This is a genomic window from Micromonospora sp. NPDC049523 (genome assembly GCF_040676775.1).
Classification (GTDB): Bacteria; Actinomycetota; Actinomycetes; order Mycobacteriales; family Micromonosporaceae; genus Micromonospora_G.
This window is the reverse complement of record NZ_JBFAPP010000016.1, coordinates 20,651-35,362: the sequence shown is the minus strand read 5'-3', so window position 1 is coordinate 35,362 and position 14,712 is coordinate 20,651. Positions and strand designations below refer to the sequence as shown.

The window sequence follows — 14,712 nt, the reverse complement described above, 5'->3', positions numbered from 1 at the left end:
CCATGACAGAGGACATCACCCAGCAACCGCTCGCCCGCGCTGTCCTGGCCCGGCTCGCCCGGACTCGCTCCGGGGACGACCCGCTCGGATCACTGGCCCGTACCGTCCTCGCCGGGGATGCCGACCTGCGCACCGCGGTCACCCACTCCTGGCACGGCGGCGCGCTCGGTGAAGCGTTCACCGAGGCCCTGAACAGGCGCAACGAGCTGACGCCAACCGAGCGGGCCCAGGTCGAACGACAGGCACAGCAACTCCGGGATGCCGACGAGCAGCCGTCGGCCGACACGGCGGGTAACCGTGGCGAGGGCCCCGACAAGGAGGGTGGTCAGTGCTGAGCGTCCGGATGCGCTGGAGGATCGCCCTTCCCCTGATCGGCTTGAGCCTGCTGCTGGTCGCCCCCGCTCTGTTCGGCACCTGGGCATGGTGGTCGGACCACGGCGTGGCCTTCCGGGCGCTGAGCATAGTCATCTGCCTGGTCGTCATCGTGAACGTCGGTGTTGCGATCTCGATCGGCGTCAGGCCCGCCCGGGACGTCCCCTGGCTACGGATCGGGCTGGTCGCTCTCGGGATCCTGCTGACCTGCGGCCTGGCCGTTCTCCGCCGCGAGGTTCAGTAGCCGCGAGCGGGCGAAGCCCAGCGTTTTCCGACAGTGGACCAAAACCCCGATCACGGGATGATTCGGCAGGCCGCGTCGATCGGGGCCGAGGGGCGTACGAACCGGCCGAGGCCGACCAGCAGCGAGTCCTCGATGTGGAAGTCGCGTACCCGCAGCCGGTAGCGGGGTAGTTCCTCCTCGGTGGGGCACAGCACCTGCGACGCAACCCGGTCGACCGGGACGTACCGCACCCCGCCGCGCTCCTGGAGGATCACCACGTTCACGTCGTCCACGCTGATCACGTGACCACGGATGTCCTCGTCCCCGCCCCCGGTGTTCTCGACGGTCGTGACGGTGAGCGGCAGCACCGGCGTCGTGATCACCGGCACCGCCGCCCAGACCAGCATGACCAGCGCCGCAGCCTGACCGACGGACGCGAGCGGCCGGGCGATCATGGGCAGGATCGGGCCGGCGACGAACAGTGCGACCAGTGGTGGGACGGTGAAGAGCAACGCCACGACGTACTCGCCCTGTTCGAGGGCGTTCCATGTGGTCGGGAACACCAACCAGGAGTACGCCAGCAGTCCCGCCCCGATGACCAACACCCGGGTTATCCGGTGCTCGATCAGGCGTACCGGATCGAGCTGAAACGTGGCGGCGAGCGCCGGCAGGAGCAGTGGCAGGTAGAGGACCTGCCACGTGACCAGCGCCAGACCGAAGCAGGCGATCACGAACCAGACCGGTGCGACGTCGGCCCAGCGGGCGAAGATCGGCCGGCGCCGGCCGAGTCGCCCGTTCGGGTCGTGGTCGGCGCTGACCGCGAGCACCGCTCCGATCGCGAAGACGGCGACCAGCGCGGTGGACACCAGCCGGGTGGCGGTCGTGACGAATGCTGCGACCAGGTTGACCGGCCCGACGTTGGCGACCAGCAGCAAGGTGGTCTGCAACTCGCCACCGGCTTCGACGCCGAGACGCAGTACCGAGAAGATTGCGGGTGCGCCGACCGCCACCGCCCAGAAGGACTGGCTGGCCCGCGCGCGGCGTTCGGCGTCATCCCGCGGCAGTCCGGTCGGGGGTCCGGCCGTCGCCGTCGCGGCGTCCGTCGCTGGGTCACCGGCCACCGGTAGGTCTGAGACTGCGCGGGTCATCGTGGCGACCGCTCGTCGAAGTCGATGAGGTCCGGCACCTTCTCCGGCGCCGGCTGATTCCGGTCGGCGCCCAGCCAGGGTCCCAAGGTCTTGTTGTACGCCGTCCGCCACGGGCTGCTGCCGCCGTTGCGGCCGGCCAGGTAGCTCTTCTGCAGGAAGTAGGCGACCAGGTCCCGCAGCGCCGGGTCGGTGATCGGTACGCCGATGCCCAGCCGTTCGCTGGTACCGAACGGCATACCCACGATCTCGAACTCCTTCGGATAGCGGGACATGAACCCGGCGAGGATGGTCTCGTCGGAACTCATCGCGTCGTACCGGCCGGCCCGGATGCCGGTGACGCAGTCGTTGGTCGTCATCACCACAAGGGGAGAGACCTTGTGCCGCTCCAGCTCTTCCTCGCTGGTCGAGCCGCCGCTGGTGCAGATCCGGTACGCGGGATTGCGCAGGTCCTCGATGGTCTGGATCTTCCCCTTCATGGTCACCGGGATAAGCACTTCCTGGGTGGTGACGAAGTACGGGCCGGCGAAGCTGACCAGCTTTTCGCGCTCCTCGGTGATGGAGAAGCTCGACACCACCAGGTCGACGTCGCCACCCTGCAGGCTGGGAATGCGGTTCTCGGTCTCGACCGCCTTGAACTCGATGTCCTCGGCGGAGTACCCCAACGACGCCGCGATGTACCGGGCAACCTCGATGTCGAATCCCTTGTAGACGCCGTTGTCCACCTCACCCATCAGCGGCTCGGTGCCGGCCACCCCGATCCGCAGCTTGCCCTGCTGGTAGATGTGGGTCTGCTTCAGCTTCTCCTGCACCGACTGAAGCTTGGGGTCCTGCTGACTCTGGCAGCCGGCCGCCGCGGCGAGGGCCAGTGTGAGGACCACCGCGACGCTGGTGGCCAGGGACCGGTAACGGGGTGGCGCGGACGTCGGGTTCATCTGCCCGTCCTCAACTCGAAGCTGGAGTGAGTGCGCGGAAGCAGTCAGCGTATCGACGCCGCGCACGATCGGTCACCAGACGTTCACAAAGTTGGTCAGGCTGGTCGCAGCCGGGATTCTGCTGACTTGCGGTCTGGTTCTACTCCGCTACCCGAGACTTGCCGGCGGGTGCGCTTTGTCATGTGTTTTGTCGGAGCGTCAGGAAGGGTCGGACATCGGCGGGGTCTTGACCGGGTCGCGGGAGTCGGCGTGCCAGGTGGCGAGCAGGCGCAGGGCGGTGTGGGCGGCCGAGCCCGGCTGCGCGGTGTACGTGACCAGGGTCTGCTCGGGCGCGTCCGGCACCGCGAGCGCCTCGTAGGCGAGGCTGAACTCGCCGACGACCGGATGGTGGAAGTGCATGGTGCCGTGCGGCTTGACCCACACGTCGTGATCCGCCCACCACTGCCGGAACTCCGTACTCCGCAACGACAGTTCGCCGACGAGTTGCGCCATCAGCGGGTCGTCCGGGTATTGGCCGGCGTGCATCCGCAGGCCGCCCAGGGTGTCCCGGGCCTTCTGCGTCCAGTTGCCCCACAGGTCGCGGGCCGAGTCGTCCAGGAAGATCAGCCGGGCCATGTTGCGCTCCTCGGGGCCGAGCGCGTCGAGGTCGACCGAGAGCAGGGCGCTGGCCTGGTCGTTCCAGGCGATGACGTCCAGCCGCCGGCCGAGGATGTACGCCGGGACCTCGTACAGGGCGTCGAGCAGCCACTGTTGGCTCGGGCGGACCTGCTCCCGGCCACCACCCTGCCGCTGTGGCGGCCGTTGCCGCCGCACCGGCCGGGCGAGGTCGTACAGGTGCGTACGCTCGGCGTCGTCCAGGCGCAGCGCGACCGCGACGGCGTTCAGGATCGACTCGGAGACGTTGCCCAGCCGGCCCTGCTCCAGGCGTACGTAGTAGTCGACGCTGACCCCGGCTAGCTGGGCCAGCTCCTCACGGCGCAGCCCCGGCACCCGGCGCCGGCCACCGAAGACCGGCAGTCCGGTGTCCTCGGGCCGCAGCCGTGCGCGGCGGGACCGTAGGAACTCGCTCAATTCCGCACGAGGGTCCATGCCGTCCAGTATCGACTCGTCCCCGTGGTGCGAGCCTGGTCCTGCCAGACCTATGAACCGTGAACCGGGGTGGGAACCGCACCCTGGGCCCGGCCCGCTTCCGGACCAACGATGGCTGCACAGACCACGATCCTGGGAGCGGAAATGATCGGAACCGTTCTGGCCTGCGCCGCCGCCGCTGTCGTCGTACCCGTCGTCGGGGGCCTGGTTTACCGTACGGTGCTGCGGCGCCGGATCGCCAGGAAGCTGACGATCGACACTCCCGACGGCATCGTCGAGGAGCGGTTCGTCCGGATCGGCGGGATCGACCAGTGGATCGGCATCCGTGGCGAGGACCGGGAGAACCCGGTGCTGCTGGTGGTCCACGGCGGGCCGGGGTCGCCGTACTCGGTGTTCACACCGCTGCTGCGCCCGTGGGAGAAGCATTTCACGGTGGTGCACTGGGACCGTCGCGGCGCGGGCAAGACCCTGGGTCGTAACGGCAGGTCGGGCAGCGGCGAGATGACGTTCGAGCGGATGGTGTCCGACGGGATCGAGGTGGTCGAGTTCCTCCGCCGGCACCTGCAGAAAGACAAGGTGATCCTGCTGGCCGGCTCGATGGGCACCCTGGTCGGGGTCCCACTGGTCCAGCGCCGGCCCGACCTGTTCAGCGCCTACGTCGGCACCGACCACTACGTGGACATGGCCCGCAACGAGTCGCAGGGGCTCGGGTTGACCCTCGACCGGTTGCGCCGTGCCGGCAACACCAGGGCGGTCGCGATTCTGGAACGGATCGACCCGGATCCGTCGCGGTGGGACCTGGCGACCTGGGGCAGGAAGATGAACTGGACCATGAAGACCGATCCGGTCGAACCGAACGCCGTCACCAAGCTGCTGTTCCCGCTCGCGCTGACCTCACCCGCTCACACCCTGCGCGACGTCGTCCACCTCGCGTCGGGTTTCACGTACTCGCAGCGGGCGCTGTTCGAGCAGTTCATGTCGTACGACGCACGGCGTTACGGTACCCGGTTCGACGTACCGTTCTTCATCTTCCAGGGCGAAACCGACGTGCTGACCCTGACCACCCTGGCGCAGGATTACTACGCCCAGGTGCAGGCGTCGACGAAGGCGCTGGTGCTGATCGGCAACGCCAGCCACTTCGCCGCGTTCACCCAACCGGAACAGTTTCTCGGCGCGCTGCTCGCCCACGTACGCCACCTGTGACGCCTCAGGCGATGGGCCGGGTCGAACACCCAAGGCAACTGGCATCGATCAGCGTGAGTTCGTCCGGCTACCCTGGGTGGGGCTTTCGAAGATCGGAACCGGGTGCCGGAGGTAGGTGCGGTATGGGGGAAGCCGGCCGGGAGGCGCTGCTCCACTTCGTCGACGAACTCAAGCGGCTGCGGCAACTCGCCGGTGCGCCGTCGCTGAACGAACTGGTCGCGGTCGCCACCCGGTTGCACCAGCCGCTCGCCCGCTCCACCCTCAGCGACAAGCTCAATGCCAAGTCACTGCCGGAATGGCACTTCGTGGCCGCGTACGTGAGTGCCTGCTCCGCCCACGCCGAGCAGGTCGGCGTACCGCTGCCGGCCGAACTGTCCGACCTGGGCCGGTGGGATGCCGAGCACTGGCGGTTGCTGCGGGCCGCCGACGGCGTCCGTGCGGCTGAGCGGCTCAGTGGCGCGGCGCACACCGAGCTGGGTCGCCGGGCCGCGCGCGCCGAACAGCCGGCCGCCCCGGAACTCGGGAGCACAGGGCGCGACCGGCTGGTCCCCCGGCAGTTGCCGGCGGCGGTACGGCACTTCGCGGGACGGGAGCCGCAGGTCGCCGCCCTGTCCGACCTGCTCGCGGAGGCGGCCGACGCGCCCGGGGCGGTGCTGATCTCCGCGATCGGCGGGACGGCGGGGGTCGGCAAGACCGCCCTTGCGCTGCACTGGGCGCACCGGGTCGCCGACCGATTTCCGGACGGGCAGCTCTACGTCAACCTGCGCGGTTTCGACGCCACCTTGCCGATCATGAGTCCGGCCGAGGCGACACGGGGTTTCCTGGAGGCCCTCGGTGTGCCCGCGGAGCGCGTTCCGGTGGGGCTCACCGCACAGGCGGCGCTCTATCGGAGCCTGCTCGTGGGGCGCAGGATGCTCGTGCTGCTGGACAACGCCCGTGACGCCGACCAGGTACGGCCGTTGCTGCCCGGTTCGTCCGGCTGTCTGGTGGTGGTGACGAGTCGCAACCAGCTACCGGGGCTCGTCGCCGCCGAGGGTGCGCATCCGCTGGTCCTGGACCTGCTGCCGGCGGCGGAGTCGCGGGAGTTGCTGTCGCGCCGCCTCGGCGCCGCGCGGGTGGCCCGGGAGGCGGAGGCGGTGGACCGGATCGTCGCGTCTTCGGCGGGGCTGCCGCTGGCGCTGTCCATCGTGGCCGCGCGGGCGGCCACCCATCCGGACTTCGGGCTCGGCCGGCTGGCCGACGAACTGGAAGACAGACGGGGCAGCCTCGACGGCTTCACCGGTGGCGAGGCGGGTGCCGACGTTCGGGCGGTCTTCTCCTGGTCCTACCGTGGGCTGGACCCGGTCAGCGCAAGGCTGTTCCGGCTGCTCGGGTTACACCCCGGCCCGGACGTGTCCGTCCCAGCGGCGGCCAGCCTCGCCGGCCTTCCGGTCGCGGACGTACGGGCACCGCTGGCCGATCTGACCCGGGCGAACCTGCTGGCCGAGCCGCTGCCCGGGCGGTACGCGCTGCACGACCTCCTGCGTGCGTACGCGCTGGAGCAGTTCGAGGCGGACGCTCCCGATCGAGAGCGGGAGGCGGCCCTGACCCGGCTGTTCGATCATTACCTGCACACCGCGCACGGCGCGGACCTGCTGCTCTACCACCATCGTGACTCGATCGACCTGCCGGCCGTGCACGACGGGGTGGCAACGGTCGAGTTACGCGACCGGGAGCATGCGTGGGCCTGTCTCGGCACCGAGCATCGGGCGCTGCTCGCCGCTACCGCGCTGGCCGCCGCCACCGGGTTCGAAACCCACGCCTGGCAGCTGGCCTGCACGCTGAACACCTATCTGGACCGGCTGGGGGCGTGGCAGGACCAGTCCGGCGTACAGCAGCTCGCCCTGGAGGCCGCCACCCGGTCCGGTGATCGACTCGGCCAGGCCCGCGTCCACCGTAACCGTGCGGTGGCCTGCCTGCGCCTGGGGAGCTACGCCGAGGCCGGTGCCCACCTGCAGCAGTCCCTGGACCTGTACGGCCAACTCGGCGACGACGTCGGCAGTGCCCGTACGCGGCTGAACCTCGGCATCCTGGCCGAGCGCCAGGGCGACTACCGGCAGGCGCTCGACCAGGCACAACGGGCCTTCGACCTGTTCGAGGGCGCCGGTCACGCGCACGGCGCGGCGAACGCGCTGAACAACATCGGCTGGTACCACATCCAGCTCGGCGACCACCGGCGGGCGCTCGGTTACTGCGAACGGGCCCTCGCCGAACAACAGCGGACGGGCAACCGGTACTGGCAGGCCCACACCTGGGACAGCCTCGGCTATGCGCACCACCATCTCGGGCACCACCGGGAAGCCGTCGACTGCTACGAGCACGCGCTCGCGTTGTGGCAGGAGGCCGGGGAGCGCTACTTCGAAGCCACCACGCTGACGCATCTCGGCGACACCCACCATGGTGCGGGCGAAGCCGAGCGGGCCGGCGCCGCCTGGCGTCGGGCCGCCGACATCCTCGACCGGCTCGGCCATCCGGATGCCGCGCAGGTGTGGACGAAACTTCGCCCCGAAACCGACGGATCGTCTTGACCCCACACCGCCGGGAAATCCGCTACCAGCATGGCGTACGAAATCGGTGTCCGGCCGATTCCCGGACACCGGAAGCAGCACCGGAACAATAAGAGCAGCTCGCGGCAGCTATTCGGGTGCGGGTGTCCGGGCGGGATCCGGAATAGGTACACCTCGGAAGATCATATGGACTGCTACCAGGGATTTGTGGGTCCTGCGTTTACGGCATGACACTCCACAGGACCATTCGTCAATGGCTTCGCATAGCAATTCACGAATGGCTGGCACTTTCGCTGAATTCTCGCCACCGAGGCGATCCGGTGGGGAACCTGTGGTCCGAGGGTTCGCACCCGAAACGAAGGGAATTCCGTGAGCCAGAACCACACCAGACGCTTGCGCATCGCGGTGGCGGTCGGCGTTGCGGTGGCCACCGCCGTCGCACCGCTCGGAGCCCCACCCGGGCAAGCCGCGCAGATCGCGCCGTCGCAACTCGTCGGTTTCACCATCGGCGCGGACGGCCGCCTCTACCCGGCCTCGACGGGAGCATCGTCGGGATCGTCCGGCCCGGTCAGCACCGCGGTGATCGCGCCACCCGGAGCCGGCGTCAGCGCAGTACGCCAACCCGACGGGAACGTCGCCACGTTCGTCATCGGCACCCAGGGGGCACTCGTCGTCGGCACCACCAGCTCCGGCAGTTCCGGATTCAGGATCTTCAACGACGGATCCGGCGGCCTGGCACCGCCGGGCGGACAGGTGAGCGCGGTCAGCACATCGGACGGCGTACACGCGTTCTTCGTCGGCAACGACGGGGCGCTCTACGGCGCGTCGTATCTGCAACGCGTACTGCCGGGAGCCGGACCACGACGGATCTCCGCGACCGGGATCGCCCCGCCGGGCGCGGTCGTCTCCGCGACCCGGCAGGGCAACGTGCCGGGCGCCCTGTTCGTCGGCGCGGACGGCGGGCTCCAGTCGGTCTGGCGGACCGGCACCAGCACCTGGGCGACGGTCCCGGCCAGCCCGCCCGGCCTGGCGCCGCCCGGTGGCGGCGTCGCCGCGGCCTCCGCCGCCGCGGTGACCGCGTTCTTCACCGGTCTCGACGGTCGGCTCTGGCGGGTCAACTTCGCGGCCGGAGCCCTACCGGATCCGTGGGAGCCGGTGGCCATCTCGGGTGTCGGCGCGGCACCGGTCGGCGCCCGCCTCGCCGCGGCGCAGTTCACCACCGGCCAGACGAGCGTCTTCTTCGCGGGCGCCGACGGCGCGATCCGGGTGGCGACCAACCTCGCCGGCGGATGGATCGAGCCGGCGGTGGCCAGCCAGCCGGGAATCGCCCGTCCCGGCGGTCCGATCTCGCTCACCGTCGTCGACGACTACGTGTACGTGGCCTGGTGCGGCAACAACATCTGGTGGTGGTTCTTCTGGTGGTGGCGGCGCCCGATTCCCCCGCCGCCGGGGCCACCGCCGTGGGCCGGAGAGGTCTTCTCGTTCCCGACGACCAACCCGGTCCGGGTCGGCTTCGACACGTCGATCACCATGATCAGGTGAGCGGGTAGCTTTCCGCGCGCAACGGGTGCCCGGATCGGGCAGGGGTCCGGGCACCCGTGTCGAGCCAGACCGCCGGGGGCCGGCTTGGGTCGATCGCGGGACAGGGACGCCGAGCGGGCCATACGGTGACCGGAATGCGGATACTCGTCACCGGTGCGGCCGGGTTCATCGGATCCCACGTCGCCGACCTGCTCGTCGAGGACGGACACGAGGTCGTGGCCCTGGACGCGCTGCTGCCCCAGGCCCACGGCGGGGAGATACCGCCCTGGTCGCGGCGGCACGGGCTGGTCGTCGGCGACGTACGCGACGGCGGGTTGCTGACCGGGCTGCTGTCCAGGGTCGACGCGGTGTGTCACCAGGCGGCGATGGTCGGCCACGGGCTCGACCCCTCGGATGCCCCCGAGTACGCCGCCCACAACAGCCTCGGCACCGCCCACCTGCTCGCGGCGATGCACGCGGCGGGCGTACGTCGGCTGGTGTTGGCCAGTTCGATGGTGGTCTACGGCGAGGGCCGGTACCACTGCGCGGTCCACGGGGTGGCCCGGCCGGCTGACCGACGCCCGGCCGACCTCGCCGCGAACAGGTACGACCCGACCTGCCCGACCTGCGGCAGCGCGCTGGCCCCCGGTCTGGTGCCGGAGGACGCGCCACTGGAACCGCGCAGCACGTACGCGGCGACCAAGCTCGCCCAGGAGCACCTGGCCGCGGCCTGGGCCCGGCAGACCGGCGGCGGGGTCTGGGCCCTGCGGTACCACAACGTCTACGGGCCGAGGATGCCCCGGGACACCCCGTACGCCGGGGTGGCGTCGATCTTCCGGTCGGCGCTGGCCGCCGGGCAGGCGCCCCGGGTGCTGGAGGACGGGCGGCAGCGGCGCGACTTCGTCCACGTCGCCGACGTGGCACGGGCCAACCTGCTGGCCCTGACCGCCCCGCCGCCGGACGGGCTGGTGCCGCTGAACGTCTGCTCCGGTGAGCCGCACACGGTCGGGGAGTTGGCGTACGAGCTGGCCGCCGCGATGGACGGTCCGACGCCGATGGTGGTCGGTGGCGGCCGACCGGCCGACGTACGGCACGTCGTCGCCGACCCGGCCAGGGCGGCGGAACTGATCGGGTTCCGGGCCCGGATCGGGTTCACCGAGGGCGTCGCCGGTTTCGCGACCGCGCAGCTGCGGGCACCGGCGGCGATCCGGACGCCCTCCACGGTGGCCGGTTGACGGCTGCCGGACGCCCGTCAGTGGTGGGCGGTTGACGGCTGCCCTCCGGCGTGGGCCGTTGACGGCTGCCCTCGGGTGTGGGTGGTTACGGCCGATGGCCGCATCGAGCCCTGCGTCCGCTCCCGCCGGGTCCGGCCCTCTCACACGGTGACGACAACCTTCGCCCGGGCGTGCTCGACCTCGACGTACCGGATCGCGTCGGGCACCTCGGCCAGTGGAAAGGTCCGGTCGATGATCGGGACGACCGCCCCGGATTCGGCGAGCACGCCGAGTGTCGACAGGTTCTCCGTGCTCTGCTTCGCCGCGAGGAGGAGCAGTCGGTGGCCGACGAACCGGTCCAGCAGCTGCGCCCGGATCATCAGACCGACCGGCCCGAAAAGAGCGCCGCCCTCGGAGACGCCTCCGCCGGAGAGGACGAGGGTGCCGCCGGGTGCCAGCACCCGCCGGCACTCGGTCAAGGAACGGTTCCCTACCAGGTCGAACACCACGTCGTACGGGGTCGCGTCGCGGGTGAAGTCCGTACGGCTGTAGTCGACGACGTGATCCGCGCCGAGCGACCGGACCAGGTCCACGTTGCGCGTACTGCACACGCCGGTCACCTCGGCGCCGAACGACTTCGCGAGCTGTACGGCGAACGTGCCCACCCCACCAGACGCCCCGTTGACCAGAACCCGCTGGCCCGGCTGCACCCGCCCCACGTCACGCACGCCCATCAGCGCCGTGTTCCCGGCCAGCGGTACGGCCGCCGCCTGCTCGAACGTCAGGTCGGTCGGCTTGAGTGCCACCACGTTCTCCGGGGCGGCCACGTACTCGGCGAACGCGCCGTCGGCCTCGCCGTACACCTCGTCGCCGGGGCGGAAGCGCCGCACGTCCCGGCCGACCGACTCCACCCGGCCGGCGAAGTCCGAGCCCCGGATCCTCAGCTTGGGTCCACCACGACCGAACACGCTCGGATCCATCAGCCGCGCCACGTACGGGTCCCCGCGCATGATGTGCCAGTCGCGCGCGTTGACCGACGCCGCGTGCACCCGTACCAGCACCTCGTTGTCGGCAGGCACCGGCCTGTCGACCTCCTGGAGTTCCAGGACGTCGGGTGAGCCGTACCGGTCCTGGACGATCGCCTTCATCGCGTCTCCCCTGATCCGGAGCATCTGCGGGTCTGCGGCCGGTGACCGAAGGCATCGACCCCGATCACCAGGCTAAGGGCGGGACCTCGGGCCGCGCATCGGGGACGAGCCCGGATTCGCCCCTGACCTGCGGACGAACGGCACCGCACCCGCCCGTCGCGGCACCGGGTGCGGGTAACGACAATTCGGCGGCGGGTACCGTGTCCCGGTGTTGTCTCGGGGGATCGTGCTCAGTGATCGTTACCAGTTGGACGAACGCGTCGCCACCGGCGGCATGGGCGATGTCTGGTTGGGCACCGATGTCCTACTCAGACGCAAGGTCGCGGTCAAGGTGCTACTACCGGCGCTGGTGTCCGACGCGGAGTTCATCACCCGGTTCCGTACCGAGGCACGGATGATGGCCGCGCTGCGCCACCCGGGCATCGTGCAGATCTACGACTACGGCGAGGACGCGGTGGTCGACGGTCGGCGGGTGGACTACCTCGTGATGGAGTACATCGAGGGCGTACCACTGTCGACGTGGATTCGGGAAACCGCCGAGCTCGACGTCGGGCAGGCGATGTCGATCGTGACGCAGGCCGCGCAGGCGTTGCACGTCGCGCACACCGCCGGCATCGTGCACCGCGACGTCAAGCCGAGCAACCTGCTGGTCCAGCCGGACGGAAGCGTGGTGCTCGTCGACTTCGGCGTGGCCCGGTCCGCGAACCTGACCAGCATCACCGCCACCAACATGGTGCTCGGGTCGGCGCACTACATGGCCCCCGAGCAGGCCGCCGGTCAGCCCGTGTCGGCGGCGACCGACATCTACGCGCTCGGCGCGGTCGCGTACTGCTGCCTGACCGGACGGCCGCCGTTCACCGGCGACAACCCGATCGAGGTGGTGACCCGGCACCTGCAGGAGGAGCCGCCCGCGCTGCCGGAGGAGATCCCGGCGCCGGTGGCCGCCCTGGTGAGTCGCGCACTCGCCAAGGCACCCGCCGACCGGTACCCGAGCGCCGCCGCCTTCGCCGACGCCGCCCGTGCCGCCCAGGGCACCGCGCCGCTGCCCACGCCGATCGGCGTTGCCGACAACTCGACCACCGTCCCGTCGGCACCTCGGGCGGACCCGTCACCGGTCGCGGCGTCCGTCGGCGGCAAGCGGCGACGCCCCATCCTGCTCGGCGGTGTTGCGGCGGCCGTGGTGATCGGGGCGATCGGCCTGGTCGCCCTGCTTTCTGGGCCGTCCGACGAGGATCCGTCACCGACCCAGCCGGTGGCGAACGTGCCGGTCGAGGCGCCGGCCCTCGGTGCCGACCCGGCCCCGCCGGTCGTGCCCGCCCAGGCGGCGTCCAGCAAGCCGAGTCCCCCGCCGGTGACACCCGGCAAACCGGGTGCCCCGGTGACGGCACCGCCGACCAGCGCGCCGACCACGGCCGCCGGCCCGAAACCCTCCGCGAAGACCACCCAGGCCCCGGCCGCCGCCAACCCGCACACTCCGGGCGAGGTCTGCGGCAGCGGGTACCAGGTGGTCGACTCGGCGCCGCTGACCGGGACGAACGGAACCCAGTACGGGAAGGTTTACCTGCTCTACAACAACGGCAACGGCTACAACTGCACGGTGACCATGAAGACCACCTCGGTCGGCACCGGGTCGGCGGTGTCGGCGTACCTGGAGGTACAGGGCCGACCCCGCAGCACCGACAGCGGCTCCTTCGCGTACTACGCCGGGCCGGTACGCGCGCACGCCGCAGGCACCTGCGTCAGGTGGGGCGGGTCGGCCGGCGGGGCCAGCTACGACAGCCCCTTCGAGCACTGCGGCTGAGTCGACGGTCCAGGGAAGACCAGCCGACGTCCGATGATCAGCTGGAACGGGTCTCCGGCTCACCGCCGATCGCGACCGGGTGCCGCTGCTGCTCGGCGAGATGTTGGCGGATCGAGTGGGTCAGTGCGGCCGCCCATACCGCGCAGATGACGGTGTAACAGGCGTAACGAACGGTAGTCGACGCTTCGAACCAGTCACTGCGGAGCAACGTCCGACTGTTGGTCAGGACGATCATGCCGCCGACCGCCGAGCCGAGCACTCGGGGCGGGACCTTGCGTACGAGCCAGGCCGCGATGGGCGCCGCGACCACCCCTCCGATCAGCAGTGCGGCCACCCAGCCGAGGTTGATGTTCTCCGCACCGAGACCGACCAGGAAGCCGAGGCTCGCCGCGATGGCGACCAGGAACTCACTGGTGTCGATCGAACCGATGACCTTGCGTGGTTCGAGCCTGCCACTGGCCAGGATCGCCGGGGTGCCGATCGGTCCCCAGCCGCCGCCGCCAGTGGCGTCGACGAAGCCGGCCAGTAGGCCCAGCGGCCCGAGGAACCGCTTGCGCAACGGCTTGCCCAGGTTGCCCTGCGGCAGGCCGAAGGTGGTGAAGCGGACCAGGAGATAGCCACCGAGGGTGAGCAGGATCAGCGACATGATCGGGGCCGCCGTGTCGGTGGAGAGGCTGGACAGGAAGGTCGCCCCGGCGAAGGCGCCGACCGCGCCCGGGATGCCGATCCGCGCGACGACCTTCGCGTCGACGTTGCCGAATCGCCAGTGGGCGGCGCCGGAGGCGAGCGTGGTGCCGATCTCGGCGAGGTGCACGGTAGCCGATGCCGCGGCGGCATGGGCGCCGACGGCAAGTAGCAGGGTCGTCGAGGTCACGCCGTAGGCCATGCCGAGGCTGCCGTCGACCAGTTGCGCGCCGAGACCGACCAGGGCCAGCAGGAGGATTTTGCGCATGAGGTACCACCAGTTCGTCGGGGGGCAGGTGGATGCGGGGAGCGGAGCACTCGGGTTCGGTACGCGGGCAGGGCAGCGCTCGGCCGGGCCTCGCCGACCCGGTTGCCGCCGACGTGCGCCCGGCGGCGCCGGACCGGCGCGGGCACGGCGGGGCCGCCGCACAGGTGTAGGCACGGTCGTCCATCGGTGCCGGATGCACCACGAGCGGGCCTTTTATGGGCCGATTCACCTCCCTCCGGCTGGCGCCCAGACCTATTCGGCGAGGCCCTCCCGAACCATTTTCATACTCACTAGATAGGAATGGTTCCGCGAACCAAACCGACCAAACAAGAGTGCTTTCACAATTCGAATCGGCAACAAGATAGTGATAGACGTCACTCTTTTTGGGTGGCAGGTAACATTTCGGAAACCAAAGTAGGTCGGTATTTAACAGACTGGCCCAATATCGGCCAGAGTAGCGACCATCTCCTGACCAACTCTGACCAGCTCGTTAAGGACGGGCGTCAGATGTTCCGGCGCATCGACGGGCTCGCCGGAAAAACCCACAGGCCACCGCCATAGTT

General features: G+C 70.3%; 13 protein-coding genes. 8 read left to right on the top strand and 5 right to left on the bottom strand.

The window, feature by feature from the left end:
* Positions 1–2: 2 nt before the first annotated feature.
* Positions 3–335: a hypothetical protein gene (locus AB0J90_RS24085; protein WP_363599309.1), complete on the top strand. Its 333-nt coding sequence runs from the start codon at positions 3–5 to the stop codon at positions 333–335.
* Positions 329–616 (top strand): hypothetical protein, encoded by a 288-nt coding sequence (locus tag AB0J90_RS24080; RefSeq protein ID WP_363599307.1) that lies wholly within the window; start codon positions 329–331, stop codon positions 614–616. Before AB0J90_RS24085 ends, AB0J90_RS24080 begins: the two co-directional genes overlap by 7 nt.
* A 50-nt stretch (positions 617–666) precedes the next feature.
* Here AB0J90_RS24080 and AB0J90_RS24075 read toward each other — a convergent pair whose 3' ends face one another.
* The 3 genes from AB0J90_RS24075 to AB0J90_RS24065 all read right to left on the bottom strand — a co-directional run bounded on the left by AB0J90_RS24075 (position 667) and on the right by AB0J90_RS24065 (position 3,764).
* Positions 667–1,743: a hypothetical protein gene (locus AB0J90_RS24075; RefSeq protein ID WP_363599305.1), complete on the bottom strand. Its 1,077-nt coding sequence runs from the start codon at positions 1,741–1,743 to the stop codon at positions 667–669.
* The gene (locus tag AB0J90_RS24070) at positions 1,740–2,675 is read right to left on the bottom strand and encodes a transporter substrate-binding domain-containing protein (RefSeq protein ID WP_363599303.1); all 936 of its coding nucleotides are present in this window, start codon (positions 2,673–2,675) and stop codon (positions 1,740–1,742) included. Before AB0J90_RS24070 ends, AB0J90_RS24075 begins: the two co-directional genes overlap by 4 nt.
* 198 nt (positions 2,676–2,873) lie before the next feature.
* On the bottom strand, positions 2,874–3,764 hold the full coding sequence (locus AB0J90_RS24065; protein ID WP_363599301.1) for a helix-turn-helix transcriptional regulator: 891 nt from the start codon (positions 3,762–3,764) through the stop codon (positions 2,874–2,876).
* Positions 3,765–3,908: 144 nt separating this feature from the next.
* On the opposite strand from AB0J90_RS24065, the gene AB0J90_RS24060 reads away from it, so the two are divergent.
* From AB0J90_RS24060 to AB0J90_RS24045, 4 genes are all read left to right on the top strand, one after another.
* Positions 3,909–4,967, top strand: a complete 1,059-nt coding sequence (locus tag AB0J90_RS24060) for an alpha/beta hydrolase (protein WP_363599299.1) — start codon at positions 3,909–3,911, stop codon at positions 4,965–4,967.
* A gap of 122 nt (positions 4,968–5,089) precedes the next feature.
* On the top strand, positions 5,090–7,534 hold the full coding sequence (locus AB0J90_RS24055; RefSeq protein WP_363599297.1) for a tetratricopeptide repeat protein: 2,445 nt from the start codon (positions 5,090–5,092) through the stop codon (positions 7,532–7,534).
* A 348-nt stretch (positions 7,535–7,882) separates the two neighbouring features.
* Positions 7,883–9,055 carry a hypothetical protein gene (locus AB0J90_RS24050; protein WP_363599295.1) on the top strand — a complete coding sequence of 391 codons (1,173 nt, stop codon included), beginning with the start codon at positions 7,883–7,885 and terminating at the stop codon, positions 9,053–9,055.
* Positions 9,056–9,189: 134 nt separating this feature from the next.
* Positions 9,190–10,269, top strand: a complete 1,080-nt coding sequence (locus AB0J90_RS24045) for an NAD-dependent epimerase/dehydratase family protein (protein WP_363599293.1) — start codon at positions 9,190–9,192, stop codon at positions 10,267–10,269.
* 140 nt (positions 10,270–10,409) lie between these two features.
* Here the strand turns inward: AB0J90_RS24045 and AB0J90_RS24040 are convergent, their stop codons facing one another.
* The gene (locus AB0J90_RS24040; RefSeq protein ID WP_363599291.1) at positions 10,410–11,396 is read right to left on the bottom strand and encodes an NAD(P)-dependent alcohol dehydrogenase; all 987 of its coding nucleotides are present in this window, start codon (positions 11,394–11,396) and stop codon (positions 10,410–10,412) included.
* A 208-nt stretch (positions 11,397–11,604) separates the two neighbouring features.
* Here AB0J90_RS24040 and AB0J90_RS24035 point away from each other — a divergent pair, with 208 nt between their 5' ends.
* Entirely contained in the window at positions 11,605–13,197 is a 1,593-nt protein-coding gene (locus AB0J90_RS24035; RefSeq protein ID WP_363599289.1) for a protein kinase, read from the top strand.
* Between the two features lie 37 nt (positions 13,198–13,234).
* Here AB0J90_RS24035 and AB0J90_RS24030 read toward each other — a convergent pair whose 3' ends face one another.
* Positions 13,235–14,149, bottom strand: a complete 915-nt coding sequence (locus AB0J90_RS24030; protein ID WP_363599287.1) for a sulfite exporter TauE/SafE family protein — start codon at positions 14,147–14,149, stop codon at positions 13,235–13,237.
* 32 nt (positions 14,150–14,181) lie between these two features.
* Between AB0J90_RS24030 and AB0J90_RS24025 the strand changes: the two genes are divergently transcribed.
* Positions 14,182–14,319, top strand: coding sequence for a hypothetical protein (locus AB0J90_RS24025; RefSeq protein ID WP_363599285.1), 138 nt, complete (start codon positions 14,182–14,184; stop codon positions 14,317–14,319).
* The last annotated feature ends 393 nt before the right edge of the window (positions 14,320–14,712 follow it).

What these genes read in the sequence shown, in the direction of transcription:
- AB0J90_RS24040 (WP_363599291.1), bottom strand. Translation starts at nt 11,396, where the DNA reads ATGAAGGCGATCGTCCAGGACCGGTACGGCTCACCCGACGTCCTGGAA.
- AB0J90_RS24025 (WP_363599285.1), top strand. Translation starts at nt 14,182, where the DNA reads ATGCGGGGAGCGGAGCACTCGGGTTCGGTACGCGGGCAGGGCAGCGCT.
- AB0J90_RS24045 (WP_363599293.1), top strand. Translation starts at nt 9,190, where the DNA reads ATGCGGATACTCGTCACCGGTGCGGCCGGGTTCATCGGATCCCACGTC.
- AB0J90_RS24085 (WP_363599309.1), top strand. Translation starts at nt 3, where the DNA reads ATGACAGAGGACATCACCCAGCAACCGCTCGCCCGCGCTGTCCTGGCC.
- AB0J90_RS24060 (WP_363599299.1), top strand. Translation starts at nt 3,909, where the DNA reads ATGATCGGAACCGTTCTGGCCTGCGCCGCCGCCGCTGTCGTCGTACCC.
- AB0J90_RS24055 (WP_363599297.1), top strand. Translation starts at nt 5,090, where the DNA reads ATGGGGGAAGCCGGCCGGGAGGCGCTGCTCCACTTCGTCGACGAACTC.
- AB0J90_RS24030 (WP_363599287.1), bottom strand. Translation starts at nt 14,149, where the DNA reads ATGCGCAAAATCCTCCTGCTGGCCCTGGTCGGTCTCGGCGCGCAACTG.
- AB0J90_RS24065 (WP_363599301.1), bottom strand. Translation starts at nt 3,764, where the DNA reads ATGGACCCTCGTGCGGAATTGAGCGAGTTCCTACGGTCCCGCCGCGCA.
- AB0J90_RS24070 (WP_363599303.1), bottom strand. Translation starts at nt 2,675, where the DNA reads ATGAACCCGACGTCCGCGCCACCCCGTTACCGGTCCCTGGCCACCAGC.
- AB0J90_RS24075 (WP_363599305.1), bottom strand. Translation starts at nt 1,743, where the DNA reads ATGACCCGCGCAGTCTCAGACCTACCGGTGGCCGGTGACCCAGCGACG.